The following is a 15188-nucleotide window of genomic DNA, read 5'->3' as shown; positions in this document are numbered from 1 at the left end:
AGATACATTTTAGTTTTAAGGAATTGTAATTGTAATCGAAAATCCGTTGAATTTGTTAAATTTCCGGAAACTTTATTGCTTTATAAGACATTTGCAGTTCTTTAATTTGTTCTTCAGAATCATTTGATTGATCTCTTTAACTTCGTTATTGAATTTAAATCTATTGCCACAATCATAGAGTTCGATAAATGGGTTTTTGTCTTTTATTTGAAGAATTAAATCCTTTGAAGAAAAACCATCTTCCATTTTTAAATACATTTCATAATTTAGTTTCAACAGGGCAGTTTGAGCATTGATACCACGGTTATCTAAAAAATATCCTTTGGTCAATTCTGTAGGATAGGTGTATCTATTATTTTTTAACAGATCTTGTTTTGCAGGATATGCAATAATTTCAGATCTATCCGCGGAAAGCATCACCGGCACAAGGACTTTATAGGATTCTTCTTTCATTTTATAAATCATCGTTGGAGGCCCTGAACTGTCAAAATCATTCATGATCCCCTTCCTCGTGCAACACAGACAAAACAATAAAATAATAAGTATGCTTGAAATTCTATTCAAGTTCATCTAATGTAAAATATTTATTTTTATTGAATTAGATTCCATTAACTGATTCTGAATTTTAAGATAATAGAGACCATTTTGGAGGCTGCTTACATCTATCGGCATTTTCTGAGTACCAATGGAAATTTTATTTATTGCTTTTATAAGTTGTCCTGTGGTATTAAAAATTTTAACATCACTTGCTCCGGTAAGAGTTGCAGTAGTTTCTAAATAAAGGAGGTTATTGGCTGGATTTGGCGAGCAATTTAGTAGATTTTCATTTATGAAATCTTTACTTGCTGAAGGTTGAGTTTTAGTAATCTTTAAATCCAATATATAAGTTCCAGTTTCGCCTGCAGAATAGGGGGCAATGTAGAACAAGGCCTCGCCTCCGTTTTTCAAAATAATATTATTTGGTATTGAATAGTCATAAGCCTCAGAATATCCATTGCCGAGATCATAAGAAATTAAAATATCTGCAGAGTAATCTTTACCATCCAGGCTACTGAATCGGTCTCCTATTTTAGTTTCAATTTTATATTCTGATCCTGCCGGCAATATTACTTTATAAAAATCATATTCTGTCCTGTTATGAAAATTTGAGCCTATGGTGTTTATATGAGCCTGACTTCCATTAAAAGTATATGGTAAATTGTAGGCAGTTTCTCTTGAATTATTGTCTTCATATTTATCGGCAGTGATTCCCGGTGAAACAACATTGATCAATACAGGATTGTCATACAAAGTATTGGAAAGGATGTACCAATCAGTGTAATTTGTTGAATTAAACAGGGCAATGTAATAACTCCCGGGATCAAGGGATAATCCATCATTTGAAAATTGAAATCCGGAATTAAAAAAACCTGCCTTGATTACGGTATTTTCGATTTCAGCTATTGTTTCAACCCATTTGCCCTCTTTGTCAAAAATATCTGCAGACAGCCATCCCTTAAAATCTGTAGCTCCATAATTAGCAATGTCAGCAGTTACCGTAAACGCCTGGTCCTGTACGATCGGGTTGGAGCTGAAATTCATTTTTGAATACATGGCAATTACATTCGCATTACTGGCCACCGTCAGACTTATTGGGTTATTGTACGTAGATTGATTGATTAAAGTCCATTCCTTGTCTGGATTGCGGTAGTAAAGTCCAATGGTGTGCTTTCCCGGAATAAGCGTCATCCCGGCAGAGTTGAATTCGTATGTATTGTAAAATCCATTTTGAAGATTTTGGTTGTTTAAGATTTGAACAAAATCTACAAAGACACCTTCATTTGTAAAAACAGCCGCACAAAAGTCTCCACTAAATGCTGACATTCCTAAATTGGCAATTTTCACAGAAACTTTGAATGCTTGATTTGAACCCAATGAAGTAGGATTAACTTCCATGGCTGAATAAAGACTGAGATCAAAGCTGCCCGTACTGGTCTGCTCTGGCTGAATGCCCAAAATGGCATAATGACCTGAATTGTATCCTCCGGTCCCTCCACCGGTTCCGACTCCACCCGGATTGAGTGCATCAATGGTAAAATAACCATCATAAGCGCCACCCCATCCCCAATTGATATGAAAGAAATTATTATTGTCGTATCCATCGATGTCAAAAAAATGCCCACCTCCTGTGCCGGCACCTCTATAAAGCAAAGGCCTTGAATTGTCAAGTTCGTTTTTTAATAAATTGACCCATTCTGCGGTTCCATAATTCTGACGGTTGTAAACCTGAGTTGACTGCTTATAGCCAAAGTATGTTTTGAATGCTTCATCAATGGTGTATAATCCTGAAGAACTTGTTTGCGGACTATAGTCCATGTTTTGAGCTACACCACAATGGTACATCAAATTTGCAACATCAAAGTTGTAACCTCTGACATCATTTGGCATTTTGGACCAATCATATGTTGCATTCCCAAAATTAACTGAAAGTGTACCATAGCTTGGGTGATTGTAAGAGTGAAATCCGGTGCCTTGCTTTGGATAATTCCAATACTTCATTATTTGTGCCATGGCAGTAGCTCCACAACCTGTCACAGAGCCTCCCGGACAAAGGTCATTGTAATAAGGGCGTTGATTCCAAATGGTATTCATCAGTGGTAAAACACTTGAAATTTGATCTTTGACAGAAAATATACCTTGATAATAGTCCTGCCAAAGTTGCTTGATTTTAGGAGGTGCTTGCAGGTTATTATCTCTGATGTAAAAAATCTGCTCCTTGTACTCAGTCAACCACTTTTGAAGATTTATCGGCATGTCTATACTGGTGAATCTACCCTTTAATGAGTAGCCCATCACTGGAGTAGCTACATCTTCTGCGGAGATGATTATATATCCATCGTTGGCATTTAAGTTAAAGATAAAAAAAACAGGAACGTGATTCGTGGATTCTGCCTTATGTGCAAGCTCAACTTTTTCAATTCTAACCGCCGAAATGTGGTTCGCAAAAAACAGGGCCACTTGTTTTGCAACATCAAGGTTCACCGTTGCGGAAAAACCATTCAGGTGGATTGAATTCATTAAAATCAGTAAGCAAAGTACCTTTTTCATAATATTCCAAATTATAAGTAAGAAAAGTTAATAAACTGAATTAAAAGAAACACCTTAAGAATTTGTCCGTTGGTTCTGAAATGAAAATATTAAAGAAGAAAATTGAAGAAACTGGACCAACTTACTTTTTGCATGAAATGCAAAGGTAAACTTTTATTTATTAGCTTGGATGATAGTTAAGTATTTTTTTCAATTTATTGAATCGGCCCATAAATAGTGAACCTTCTCGTGGTTTTGGACTTCTTACATTCGATTTAAGCTCTTAATTCAGGATTTTATTAAAGGCATTTATCAAGGCAAACCCATTTTATGCCTTTGGGACGTTTTTGGTAATCTGCCAACTTGTTGTGAGTTAAAATCAATAAATAGACAAATCGCTTTTCCTCAAATAAACCCTATTGGTATAATCAAATTTAATCCTCTTAAAGTAAAGTTCTGTCACTTTACCATCTCAGCGATTTCCTTTTCCGAACAAACTTTGTGCTCTTATTTTCTGCCAAAGAGGAGGCAAATTCAGAGAATGCATTTTGGATACTTCCCTCATGGAGAAAAATGGGTAAGCTTTAGTCAGCCCTGTTGGTCATTGGGTAATCAAGCATTTTTAGCATTAAATGGCTGGTTTTAATTCAAAATTGCCTGTGTGGTGCGCTTTCTGCAACATTTAAAATTTGATTGGAGGTTTTTGTGCCGTTTCAACCTGTGGCATTTTAAAATTTCTTAAAAATAAATTACTTTTATTTGTGAAACCAATCAGTTGCATTTATATTTGCAACTGAATAGTTTCATAAATAATTCTTTATAACATGCGAAAATTAAAACTACAAGTCCAAATGTCCATGGATGGATTTATTTCCGGGATAAACGGGGAAATGGATTGGTTAACCTTTGACTGGTCTGAAGACCTGAAAGGGTATGTCCGACAACTTACAGAAGAGGTAGATACTATTTTGTTGGGAAGAAAACTTGCAGAGGGTTTTATTCCACACTGGACAGCCTCTTTACATAGTCCTGAACCTGAAGAGGGGGCCGAAGTATTTGTGCATACGCCAAAGGTTGTGTTTACCAAATCGCTGCTCACTTCAGAATGGGACAACACAGTTTTAGCAAGTGGTGAACTCGTTGAAGAAATTTATGCATTAAAAAATCGTGAAGGGAAAGACATGATTGTCTATGGCGGTGGAAAATTTGTTTCATCTTTAATCAAGGAGAATTTAATTGACGAACTCCATTTGTTTATCAATCCGGTGGTGCTGGGGAACGGACTACCTATTTTTCAAAGCGTAACTTCCAAACAGAATTTTGATTTGTTGGATGTTAAAAGGTTTGATTGCGGAATTGTGGTGTTGTGCTATCAATCAAAAAAATGAGAAGAGATGTATTCCAGGCAATTGCTGACCCTACAAGAAGGGCCATCATTTTATTGATTGCTTCACAATCAATGACGCCCAATGCAATAGCTGAACACTTCAGTACCACAAGACAAGCAGTTTCCAAGCACTTAAAAATATTGACTGAATGCAAGTTGGTAAAACAAGAGCAGTCTGGACGAGAAATTTATTATCAACTGAATGCAGATAGGATGAAGGAAATTGACAAGTGGCTTGCACAATTCAGAAAAATCTGGGAGAACCGATTTAATGAATTGGACAGAGTATTGTCAAATTTAAAAAAAAATAAAAAATGAACACTAATCTTTTATTCGATTTTTCAATAGACCGACAGAACAAAACAATTGCTGTAAAAAGGGAATTTGCCGCAGGCCTTGATTTGGTATGGGATGCCTGGACCAATCCGGAAATACTGGATCTTTGGTGGGCACCAAAGCCTTATCAAACGAAGACAAAATCCATGGACTTCAGAGAAGGAGGACATTGGTTGTATGCCATGATTTCACCGGAAGGAGAGAAGCATTGGTGCAGGGCTGATTATAAAAAAATTACAAAACTTCAAAGTTACTCAGGACTGGATGCATTTTGTGATGAAGAGGGAAATGTCAATCAGGATTTTCCGCGCGCTTTTTGGACCAATACATTTACTGAAAAAGATGAAGTTACTACGGTGGATATTTTAATAACCTACGATGAATTAGAAGATCTGGAAAAAATCATTCAATTGGGATTCAAAGAAGGATTCACCATGGCATTGGGCAATCTTGATCAATACATTGAAGCTCATTTTAAAAATTAGAAAAGAACTCAAAACAAACCAACATGGCAGAGTCTGCACTTATCTTAACTTTCCCGGTAATACAGAGGAAGCATTTGTTTTTTACAAATCAGTTTTCAGAACCGAATTCAATGGAGGTGGCATCCAGCGATTCAGTGACTTACCCTCTGACGATAACCAACCACCTCTTGCTGGAGAAGTAAAGAAAATGGTCTTGAAGGTAGAATTGCCCATTCCCGGCAACCATGTTCTGATGGGAACGGGTGCTCCAAAAGAAATGGGGTTTACGGTTGTCCAGGGAAACAATATGCACATCAGCATCGAGCCGGAAACAAGAGAGTAAGCCAGAAGAATTTTTGATGAATTATCTGCGGGAAGAAATGTGAATATGCCTTTACAGGATATGTTTTGGGGAGCTTATTTTGGTTCATTTACAGACAGGTATGTAATAAACTGGATGGTCAATCACCTCGCTTCAAAATAAAGCAAAAGTTTTTTATGGTGCATATCATTAATTGTGTTGACTAACTCAACAGAGCCTTTAAACAAAATTATGAAAATGACTTCTCTTCAATAAGGTGAAAATTGCAAGATTTATTTATGATTAAGATGATATTTTTCGGTTATTGTAAATTTATTCAACTGAAAGGAAAAAGTTAGAATCTAAGAATGTAAATTGCTTTAGCGTAAGTTGCTTTTGTATAGTTTGTGACCTTATTGACACAATAAGTTAGCACTCGGATTATTCTCTTCCATCAATGATGCAATATTTCATTACTATTGTGAAAATTGTAATAAATCCTCATTTAGTGAATTGAAAAAAAATCCAAGATACATGGCCAAAGTCTTTCCTGCTCTTTCAGAGAATTCGATGTTAAGGTATTTTAATTTTATTGCATTGTATGTCGCGCAGGGTATTCCCGAGGGGATGGCATTGTTTGGAATTCCGGCATGGATGGCGATGAACGGTAAAACGCCAGGTGAGATTGGGACCTTTGTAGCGGCCTTCGGATTACCATGGAGTTTAAAAATTTTAGTTGCCCCGTTGATGGATAGGTTTACCTATTTACCCATGGGGCGAAGAAGACCATGGGTAATCGTTGGACAATTGGGATTGATCTTAAGTTTTATTGCAACGGCTTTTGTTCCGGATCCATTGAATCATCTCAACATGCTGGCAATTGCAGGAATGGCAGTTGGATTTTTTGGAGCTTTCCAGGATGTTGCTACCGATGGAATGGCGATTGATGTTGTACCGGTAGACGAACAAGCAAGAGCGAATGGTCTCATGTGGGGCGCTAAGATTATAGGCACTTCTGCATCACTGGCTTTGGGAAGTTGGTTGTTAAACCATTATGGATACACCTCTGCCATCTTAATGCTATCCATTGTGGTTGGTTTAATTATGTTGGTCCCTCTTAGCTTACGGGAGCGACCCGGTGAAAAAATCCTCCCATGGAGCAATGGTGTCGCCAATCCGGAAACAAAAAAAATGCAATTGAGTAGTTGGACTGACATCTTTACTTCTTTGTACCGGGTATTTAGTTTGCGAAACAGTCTGGTGTTGGCAGTGCTTGTGTTTATCACCCAAGGGTCTTTTAATTACATAGCAACATTGTTGCCCATTTTTACAGTCCAGGCGTTGGGTTGGTCAGATCAGGCCTATTCAAATTATTTTGCTACTGCAAGTCTTGTGGGAGGAATCGGTGGTATGTTAATTGGAGGAATTTTAATCGATCGATTTGGTAAGATACTGATGATGAACATTTATTTGTTTCTGCTTGTATTGCTGACGATTGGATTCGTTCTGTTAAAGATGCAATGGTCCAGTAACTGGTTAATTGTAAGTTTTATGATTGTTTATCAGTTGTTGTATGTGTTTAGTTGTATAGGTGTTTTTGCCATTGCCATGCAATGTTGCTGGAAGAAAGTTTCAGCCAGTCAATTTACTATTTACATGACGATTTCAAATATGGGTCGGATTGTTGGGGCAAAATTGATTGGCCCTGTTAAGGATCAATTCTCATGGGAATATACAGTGCTTGCATTTGCAATTTTGATGTTGGCGGCCTGGATCATCATTCAATTCTTGCACATGAAAAATCATTTAAGTCATTTGGAAAATCTGGAAGCAGAATTTTCAGAAAAGGAATTTAAAGACATCTCTTGATGATGGTCAAATCGTTGAACCATGTGTAAGTGAATGTCCAAAAACCAATCGGATAATTAGTATAATCATTTTGTCTAGTTAATCACATAATTTTTGAAAAATATATCACGTACAGTTTGGATTTTGTCCATAGTCAGTTTGCTGACGGACACGGCTAGTGAGATGCTCTATCCGATCATGCCAATTTATTTAAAGACCATTGGTTTTTCAATATTGCTCATAGGGATTTTGGAAGGACTTGCAGAAGCGACTGCCGGACTTAGTAAAGGGTATTTTGGAAAACTTTCGGATCTCTCACAAAGGCGGGTACCCTTTGTACAAATTGGTTATGCACTGAGCAGTATTTCAAAACCTATGATGGCTGTATTTGTATTTCCGTTATGGATATTTTTAGCACGTTCGATGGACCGACTTGGAAAGGGTATAAGGACAGGTGCGAGAGATGCCATACTTTCGGAGGAAGCAACGCCATCGAATAAAGGAAAAGTTTTTGGATTTCACCGTTCCATGGATACTTTTGGAGCAGTGTTGGGTCCGGGGTTGGCATTGGTGTATCTATACTATTTTCCACAGGATTATAAAACATTGTTTTTAGTGGCATTTATTCCCGGGATGCTTGCGGTAATGACTACTTTCTTTTTAAAAGACAAGTCTGTAGCAAATCCAATAAAAAAAATTTCTGTTCCTTTTTTTTCTTTTCTAAATTATTGGAGGGAAAGTCCGAAGGAATATAAAAGGCTGGTAATGGGATTACTTATTTTTTCATTGTTTAACAGTTCAGACATATTTCTTTTATTAAAGGCTAAAGAGGCAGGTCTTGATGATACTTCAGTCATAGGGGTCTATATTTTTTACAATCTTGTTTATGCTTTGTTTTCTTTTCCTATGGGCATGCTGGGAGATAAATTTGGCTTGAAAGCAGTTTTCATTATTGGCCTTGCTCTTTTCGCATTGGTTTATTTTGGGATGACCCTACAGGCAGGTATTAATTATTTCTATATGCTGTTCTTGTTATATGGAATTTATGCTGCTTCCACCGAAGGGATTTCAAAAGCCTGGATTTCAAATATCACCAATAAAAAGGACATCGCAACGGCCATCGGAACTTATTCGGGATTGCAAAGTATATGCGCCTTACTGTCCAGCACACTGGCTGGACTTGTATGGTATCGCTGGGGAGCTTCAACAACATTTTTTATCACCGGATCTGTAACAGTTGCAGTAATTCTTTACTTTCTATGGATTCCAAAACCTGAATCAACACCTGAAGAATTTTGATTTATTTTTTAAATACCCTTACATCTTAAGACGGTAATAAAATTAATTTTTCCATCAATTCGTGGAATTGCATAGAGTGATTGTTTATTTTTGGATGAAGATGAAAGACCGATTAAATTTAACATGATCTTTGTATCTGGATAATCTAGAATTTTTGACAATGACAAACACGCGACAAGTCCCTGTTCAGACCTTACACTTGTTTCTGATTCTGGACAAAATGCTGATTGATCTTTTAAATTCCCTTTCTGACGATCAGTGGAATTTGCCAACCATTGCCAGAAAATGGACGGTGAAGGATGTGGTGGCTCATTTAGTAGACGGCAATCTTAGAAATTTGTCAACATCCAGAGATCGTTTTTTTGTTAAGCAGGAAATGGCTTTTCATTCTTATACAGACCTCGTTAATCATCTAAATCAATTGAACCATGAATGGACCGATGCAGCCAAGCGGCTAAGTCCGTCCATATTAATTGACATGCTGGAAGTATTCGGAAAGCAATACGTAGATCATTTACATACCTTGCATCCTTTTGAAAAAGCCATTTATTCAGTTGCCTGGGCCGGTCAGGATGTTTCGGAGAATTGGTTTCACATTGCTAGAGAATACACTGAACGATTTATACATCAACAACAAATTCGTGATTCAGTAGGGGCGTCAGGTTTAATGACCAAAGAATTGTTTTATCCTTTTATTCAAACTTTGATGTATGGTCTGATACCCACCTTCCATAAAGTTGAGGCAGAGGAAGGTACAAGTTTCAAAATAGTCATTGCTTCTGAAATTGGTGGATCATGGATTATTGAAAAAAAAGACCAGGGTTGGATTTTCAATCAAGATCTTAAAAAAGAACTTGATGCAACCTTGATCATTCAACCTGATATTGCGTGGAAACTTTTTTCTAAGGGGATGACACCTGTTGAAGCATTCCCATTTGTTGAAATAATGGGTGATGTTGAATTGGCAAGTAATGCATTGAACATGGTATCGGTGATGGCTTGAATTTAATTGGTGTAAGAATTAAAGCAGGTTGTATGAACTTTAAATTAGTAATAGCTGAATTAAAATTGAAAATTAGATTTGATGCTTAATCGATCATGTTTATCTACTTAACAATCAGACCAGATTCGCTTAATTCACAAGAGGGAAATTTTAGTTTTGCAAAATTGATTAAATTATATATTGATTAATTATAATATATATTAATTTATATGATAGTATTTTAAGTTTTAATATTTTATAAATAACCGCAAAAGATGTAAATTTGATTTCTTCATAATAGTTTTACAGAAATGAATTCTGTTTTACTATTTATGTAAGTACAATAAATGCATAAGTAAATATTGTAGGGCAAGAAACAGATTCCATGATAGGCTGAATTAATTTTTTTATTATTATTATGGTAAGGCAGATAAAGGATTTTATTCTGATTACAGTAGGGATCTTCTCGGCTGCATTTGGATTTAAGGGTTTTCTTTTAACCAATCAATTTATTGACGGAGGGGCAACCGGAATTTCATTGTTACTGTCTGCCCTGACATCTGTACCACTCTATGTATTTATAATTATAGTCAACATACCTTTTGTCTTATTGGCAAAATCAATTCTTGGGAAGACGTTTGCCTTAAAAACGGCTGCTGCAATTTCCGGATTGGCACTGTGTCTGGCAACTGTTACCTTTCCCAATGTTACAGATGATAATTTGCTGGTGGCTGTTTTCGGAGGGTTTTTTCTAGGAGCAGGAATTGGTCTATCTGTAAGAGGGGGTGCTGTCATTGATGGAACAGAAGTTTTAGCCATTTATTTGAGTCGAAAGTTGGGTGCTACCATAGGGGATATTATTATTATAATCAATGTGATTATTTTTTCAGCAGCGGCCTATTTACTTTCTGTCGAAATTGCTTTATATTCCATGATCACTTATATAGCGGCTTCAAAAACCCTTGATTTTATTATTGAAGGAATTGAAGAGTATATTGGTGTGACCATTGTTTCTCCACACTGTGAAGCCATTCAACAAATGATTGTTGAGTCGATGGGTAGGGGAGTGACTATTTACAATGGCAAGCGAGGCTATGGCAAGCGAGGCGCCTCCAATGAAATCGACATCGTTTATACGGTTCTTACCCGACTCGAAATAAATAAGCTCAATACAGAGCTTGAGAAAATTGATCCGGATGCATTTGTAATCATGAGCAGTATCAAAGACACCAAGGGTGGCATGATCAAGAAGAGACCCTTAAAGCATTGAGCTATTTTCATGGGATGTAATTTCTTGGTAAGTGCTCCGGTATTTTAATTTATATTTTACTTTTCCCGAATCCTCATCACATGCTCATCTGATGGCATTCTATTTACTTCCCCTTATCGGGGATCATTTGATACGTTTGCGGTTAAATCACCCATGATATTTGAAATTTATTGGGGATATAAATTGCTAAGTAATTCGTATATTTGCGAATTAAATTTAAAAATCGGTGGCTACTAAAACTCATAAGTTTACAAAGCGGCAAGAGTTGATCGCCAGGTTTGCAAACGCACTTGCCAACCCCATTAGGGTTTCGATTCTGGAGCTTTTGGCAAATAAGTCCTGTTGTTACCATGGGGATCTTTCAGAAGAATTGCCTATTGCAAACAGCACCTTGTCTCAACATTTGAAAGTTCTGAAAGAGGCAGGACTTATCCAGGGGGAGATCACCCCACCTAAAACAAAATATTGTATTAATGCGGAGAATTGGGGATTGGCAAAAGGTTTACTCATGGGATTTTTTGATCAATCCATACGCACATCTGATTGTTAAACTTTGGATATTTGTGAATTAGGTTCGTTAAAGTACGAATATATTTATGTTTAAAAGTCTGTTTTGTTGGGATAGGAGAAGATTGTTTATTTGGACTCGATTTTATCTTTCATCAGTAGACTCAGGATTATTTAAATGATCATTTTTTAGTGAGTCATTTTTCAAATGGTTTAAAAAAATTAAAAGATACAAAAAATTGAAATTCAATCATGCATAGCAAATTTTATTTTCAATGAGGAAATATAATTTTTATCCTGAAGGAATGAAATGTAAAAAATGAATAAGAATGAAAACCAAGCTTAAGTTTTTAGATAGATTCCTCACACTTTGGATTTTTTTGGCGATGCTTATTGGGGTAGCATTGGGTTACTTTTTTCCGGGTATCTCAAAATGGACAGAATCTTTTTCTGTTGGGACAACAAATATTCCATTAGCCATTGGTTTGATCTTGATGATGTATCCGCCTTTGGCAAAAGTAGATTACTCTTTGCTTCCCCGAATATTCAAGGACACAAAAGTCATGGGACTGTCACTTTTTTTGAATTGGATTGTAGGGCCAATTCTTATGCTGCTGCTGGCGGTAATTTTTCTCCGGAACGAACCTGATTATATGGTGGGTTTAATTCTCATAGGTTTGGCCCGATGCATTGCCATGGTTATTGTGTGGAATGATTTGGCCGGAGGCAATCGGGAGTATGGCGCTTTACTGGTGGCACTTAACAGTATTTTTCAATTGTTTACTTATAGTTTGTATGCCTGGCTATTTATCAATGTCCTCCCGCAAATGTTTGGGTGGGGTGATTTTAATATCCGGGTTCCCATGAGTGAAGTGGCCCGAAGTGTAATGATTTATTTGGGATTTCCATTCGTTTCAGGGTTCATCAGCAGGTACTGGTTGATCAATGCCAAGGGACTGGAATGGTTCAACAGAATATTTATTCCAAGAATTTCTCCTTTGACCTTGTATGCCTTGCTTTTTACCATCGTGTTGATGTTTAGCTTAAAGGGTGATAAAATTCTTGAACTGCCAATGGATGTAATTAAAATTGCCATTCCATTGGTAATTTATTTTATCATTATGTTTTTTATGAGTTTTTTTATCAATAAGTACATGGGCGTTGAATACAGCAAGAATGCTTCCGTATCATTTACAGCCACAGGTAATAATTTTGAATTGGCCATCGCTGTTGCCATTGCAGTATTTGGGATACATTCCGGCCAGGCATTTGCAGGAGTGATCGGTCCATTGGTGGAAGTTCCGGTATTGATATTATTGGTGAAGGCCAGTCTGATGCTCAAAAGGAAATATTATGATACACCGGTATCTGAAGTTTAAACAATTAGTTCATGCAATCATGCAGGATGTTCATGCAATTTCTTTTAAAAGTCCTCAATTAAATAACAATGTGTAAAAGTTTTCCGATATTTTTTTTAAGCTTATTGCAAGTGGTTTTATGGTTGAATTTTGGAACTGCTCAAAATATTTTCAGGGGAGAAATTACTGATATAAATGAGCAATACCTGCCGTTTTCCAATATTTCCTGGTATGGAACGGAAATATTTACTCAGGCTGATGAGAAAGGGGCTTTTGCGATTCCATTTCCTCCTGACACCGTTCATCTACCATTTAGGTTGATTGCTACTTACGCCGGTTTGCGTGATACTTTTGAGTTTGATGATTTATATTCTTTTTGGACATTTAAAATGGATGCAACCGTTACACTTCAGGAAGTGAAAGTTTATGATCAGAAAAGAGGTGCCTATATTTCAGCTTTGCAACCAATAAAGATTGAGGTTATTAACAGAACAGAGTTGAGAAAAGCGGCTTGTTGTGATTTGGCTGGTTGTTTTGAGACTCAGAGTACGGTACAACCACAGACTACTAACATTCTTACCAATGCCAAAGAACTCAGAATACTTGGACTGAGCGGGGTTTATAATCAAGTACTGGTAGATGGTTTGCCAACTATTCAGGGACTGACTTATACTTATGGAATCAGCACTCTTCCCGGGAGTATGGTAGAAAATATTTGGGTAGTCAAGGGGGCCAACAGTGTATTACAAGGCTACGAGAACATGGTCGGACAAATTACTGTATTTCCTCGTGAAGGTGGAACAGCCGAGCCATTTACCGCAGATCTTCTGGTCAATAGTTTTAATGAGAAGCATTTAAATACCGGGATCGCTTTGTCTAAGAATAATTGGTCAAATTATTTGGCCATTCATACCTCTCAGCCAGGGAATAAATTTGATCGTGATAAGGATGGTTTTTTGGATTTGCCCCTATTAACGCGTTATTCAGCTTACAATAAATTGCGTTATAGAAAGGAAAATGAGATTGGATTTAGTTCATTCGTGGGAATACGTTTGATTGACGAGAAACGGATTGGCGGGCAATCTGCTTTTGATTTAGAAATGGATAGGGGGAGTACCCATAATTATGGCCAGGTAGTTCAATTCAAACAATCAGAAATATTTACTAAAACAGGGTATAGATTTAATGATAATCAGAAGATTTCCTTGCTCGCAAGCAGAGTGGATCACGATCAGCAATCCTGGTTTGGGGTAGTGCGATATCAAGGCAAACAGAATCAACAGTACGCTAATTTACAATACGAACTTTTTTATGGCCCTAAAAAACAACATGACTTAAAGGCAGGAATGTCTTTCCGTTATTTGAGTGCGATGGAAAATATTTCATTTACTTCAGATACAGTGCCCAGAAGTTATGCAGGTATTTATACCAAATTGGAAAAAGTCCCAGGCATCTTTATTGAAAATATTTACAAGTCAGGGAATGAAAAATTAACTGCGATAACAGGCATACGGGCAGACAGGCACAACCAATTTGGATGGTTTGTAACCCCACGTTTCATGGCAAAGTACCAAATTGCAAAAGCTACTGATTTGCGTGGATCTTTCGGCACAGGCTGGAGAACTGTCAACTTGTTTTCAGAAAATATAAATTTGTTAACCAGTAATCGGGATATTATTTTTAAAGAAAATATACAACCGGAGGAATCTATAAATTTTGGATTCAGCATTACACAAAACTGGACTTTAGGAAGTCTTAATTTTTTAGCTACTGCCGATTATTATCACACTCAATTTAAAAATCAATTTTTTCCTGACTATGACACTGATTTTTCTTTGGCTGTTATCAACAATTTTACTGAAGCTTCCGTGTCTAACGGAATCCAATCTGAAGTTTCAACCGAGGTAGGAGCCTGGGCTAACTTCAGAGTGGCATATAATTATTTAGATGTATATCGGAATATAGCCGGTGAAAAACAATTATTACCCTATAATGCTAAACACCGAATTCTGGCTGTTGCCGGATTTCATTCAAGAAAACCACTCTGGCAAGTAGACATGAATATGCATTGGTATGGCAAGCAAAAATTACCCAATACGCAATCCTCACCAATTGAATATCAACAACCTGCTACTTCGGATCCTTTTACAATTGTAAGCATTCAATACACCCACACTTTTAAAAATATGGAAATCTTTGGTGGATGCGAAAATATTTTGGATTTTAGACAATTGCGGCCAATTGTAGGATATCAGAATCCATTTGGAAAATATTTTGACACCTCCTTTGCTTGGGGACCTACACGTGGCAGGGAATTTTATTTTGGTATTCGATTCAAAATAGCCAAACAGGAAGAGGAGTGAAATAAGG

12 protein-coding genes and 1 pseudogene are annotated in these 15188 nt (G+C 36.8%); 11 read left to right on the top strand and 2 right to left on the bottom strand.

Annotated features, from left to right (window positions below; translation table 11 throughout):
• Positions 1 to 72: 72 nt before the first annotated feature.
• On the bottom strand, positions 73 to 570 hold the full coding sequence (locus IPJ53_13880) for a hypothetical protein (GenBank protein MBK7800186.1): 498 nt from the start codon (positions 568 to 570) through the stop codon (positions 73 to 75).
• Positions 571 to 3087 carry a thiol protease/hemagglutinin PrtT gene (locus IPJ53_13875; GenBank protein ID MBK7800185.1) on the bottom strand — a complete coding sequence of 839 codons (2517 nt, stop codon included), beginning with the start codon at positions 3085 to 3087 and terminating at the stop codon, positions 571 to 573.
• A gap of 803 nt (positions 3088 to 3890) precedes the next feature.
• On the opposite strand from IPJ53_13875, the gene IPJ53_13870 reads away from it, so the two are divergent.
• From IPJ53_13870 to IPJ53_13820, 11 genes and pseudogenes are all read left to right on the top strand, one after another.
• Complete coding sequence (locus IPJ53_13870) at positions 3891 to 4454, top strand: dihydrofolate reductase family protein (protein MBK7800184.1); 564 nt, start codon at positions 3891 to 3893, stop codon at positions 4452 to 4454.
• Positions 4451 to 4771 (top strand): winged helix-turn-helix transcriptional regulator, encoded by a 321-nt coding sequence (locus IPJ53_13865; protein MBK7800183.1) that lies wholly within the window; start codon positions 4451 to 4453, stop codon positions 4769 to 4771. Before IPJ53_13870 ends, IPJ53_13865 begins: the two co-directional genes overlap by 4 nt.
• Entirely contained in the window at positions 4768 to 5274 is a 507-nt protein-coding gene (locus IPJ53_13860; GenBank protein MBK7800182.1) for an SRPBCC domain-containing protein, read from the top strand. The genes IPJ53_13865 and IPJ53_13860 overlap by 4 nt, the downstream gene beginning before the upstream one ends.
• A pseudogene (locus IPJ53_13855) lies at positions 5270 to 5737 on the top strand (VOC family protein). The gene IPJ53_13860 and the pseudogene IPJ53_13855 overlap by 5 nt, the downstream one beginning before the upstream one ends.
• 351 nt (positions 5738 to 6088) lie before the next feature.
• Positions 6089 to 7423 carry an MFS transporter gene (locus tag IPJ53_13850; GenBank protein ID MBK7800181.1) on the top strand — a complete coding sequence of 445 codons (1335 nt, stop codon included), beginning with the start codon at positions 6089 to 6091 and terminating at the stop codon, positions 7421 to 7423.
• Positions 7424 to 7516: 93 nt separating this feature from the next.
• Positions 7517 to 8701, top strand: a complete 1185-nt coding sequence (locus tag IPJ53_13845) for an MFS transporter (protein MBK7800180.1) — start codon at positions 7517 to 7519, stop codon at positions 8699 to 8701.
• A 160-nt stretch (positions 8702 to 8861) separates the two neighbouring features.
• The gene (locus tag IPJ53_13840) at positions 8862 to 9704 is read left to right on the top strand and encodes a maleylpyruvate isomerase N-terminal domain-containing protein (protein ID MBK7800179.1); all 843 of its coding nucleotides are present in this window, start codon (positions 8862 to 8864) and stop codon (positions 9702 to 9704) included.
• Positions 9705 to 10101: 397 nt separating this feature from the next.
• Positions 10102 to 10953 carry a YitT family protein gene (locus tag IPJ53_13835; GenBank protein ID MBK7800178.1) on the top strand — a complete coding sequence of 284 codons (852 nt, stop codon included), beginning with the start codon at positions 10102 to 10104 and terminating at the stop codon, positions 10951 to 10953.
• A 226-nt stretch (positions 10954 to 11179) separates the two neighbouring features.
• Positions 11180 to 11503 (top strand): winged helix-turn-helix transcriptional regulator, encoded by a 324-nt coding sequence (locus IPJ53_13830; GenBank protein MBK7800177.1) that lies wholly within the window; start codon positions 11180 to 11182, stop codon positions 11501 to 11503.
• Between the two features lie 286 nt (positions 11504 to 11789).
• A complete protein-coding gene (gene arsB / locus IPJ53_13825; protein MBK7800176.1) occupies positions 11790 to 12839 on the top strand; it encodes an ACR3 family arsenite efflux transporter in 1050 nt (349 codons plus the stop codon).
• Between the two features lie 68 nt (positions 12840 to 12907).
• Positions 12908 to 15181 carry a TonB-dependent receptor plug domain-containing protein gene (locus IPJ53_13820; protein MBK7800175.1) on the top strand — a complete coding sequence of 758 codons (2274 nt, stop codon included), beginning with the start codon at positions 12908 to 12910 and terminating at the stop codon, positions 15179 to 15181.
• The last annotated feature ends 7 nt before the right edge of the window (positions 15182 to 15188 follow it).

Origin of the sequence: Candidatus Vicinibacter affinis (genome assembly GCA_016714365.1) — a bacterium.
Classification (GTDB): domain Bacteria; phylum Bacteroidota; class Bacteroidia; order Chitinophagales; family Saprospiraceae; genus Vicinibacter; species Vicinibacter affinis.
Note: the sequence above shows the minus strand (reverse complement) of the source record. Positions and strands in the feature narration are given on the sequence as shown.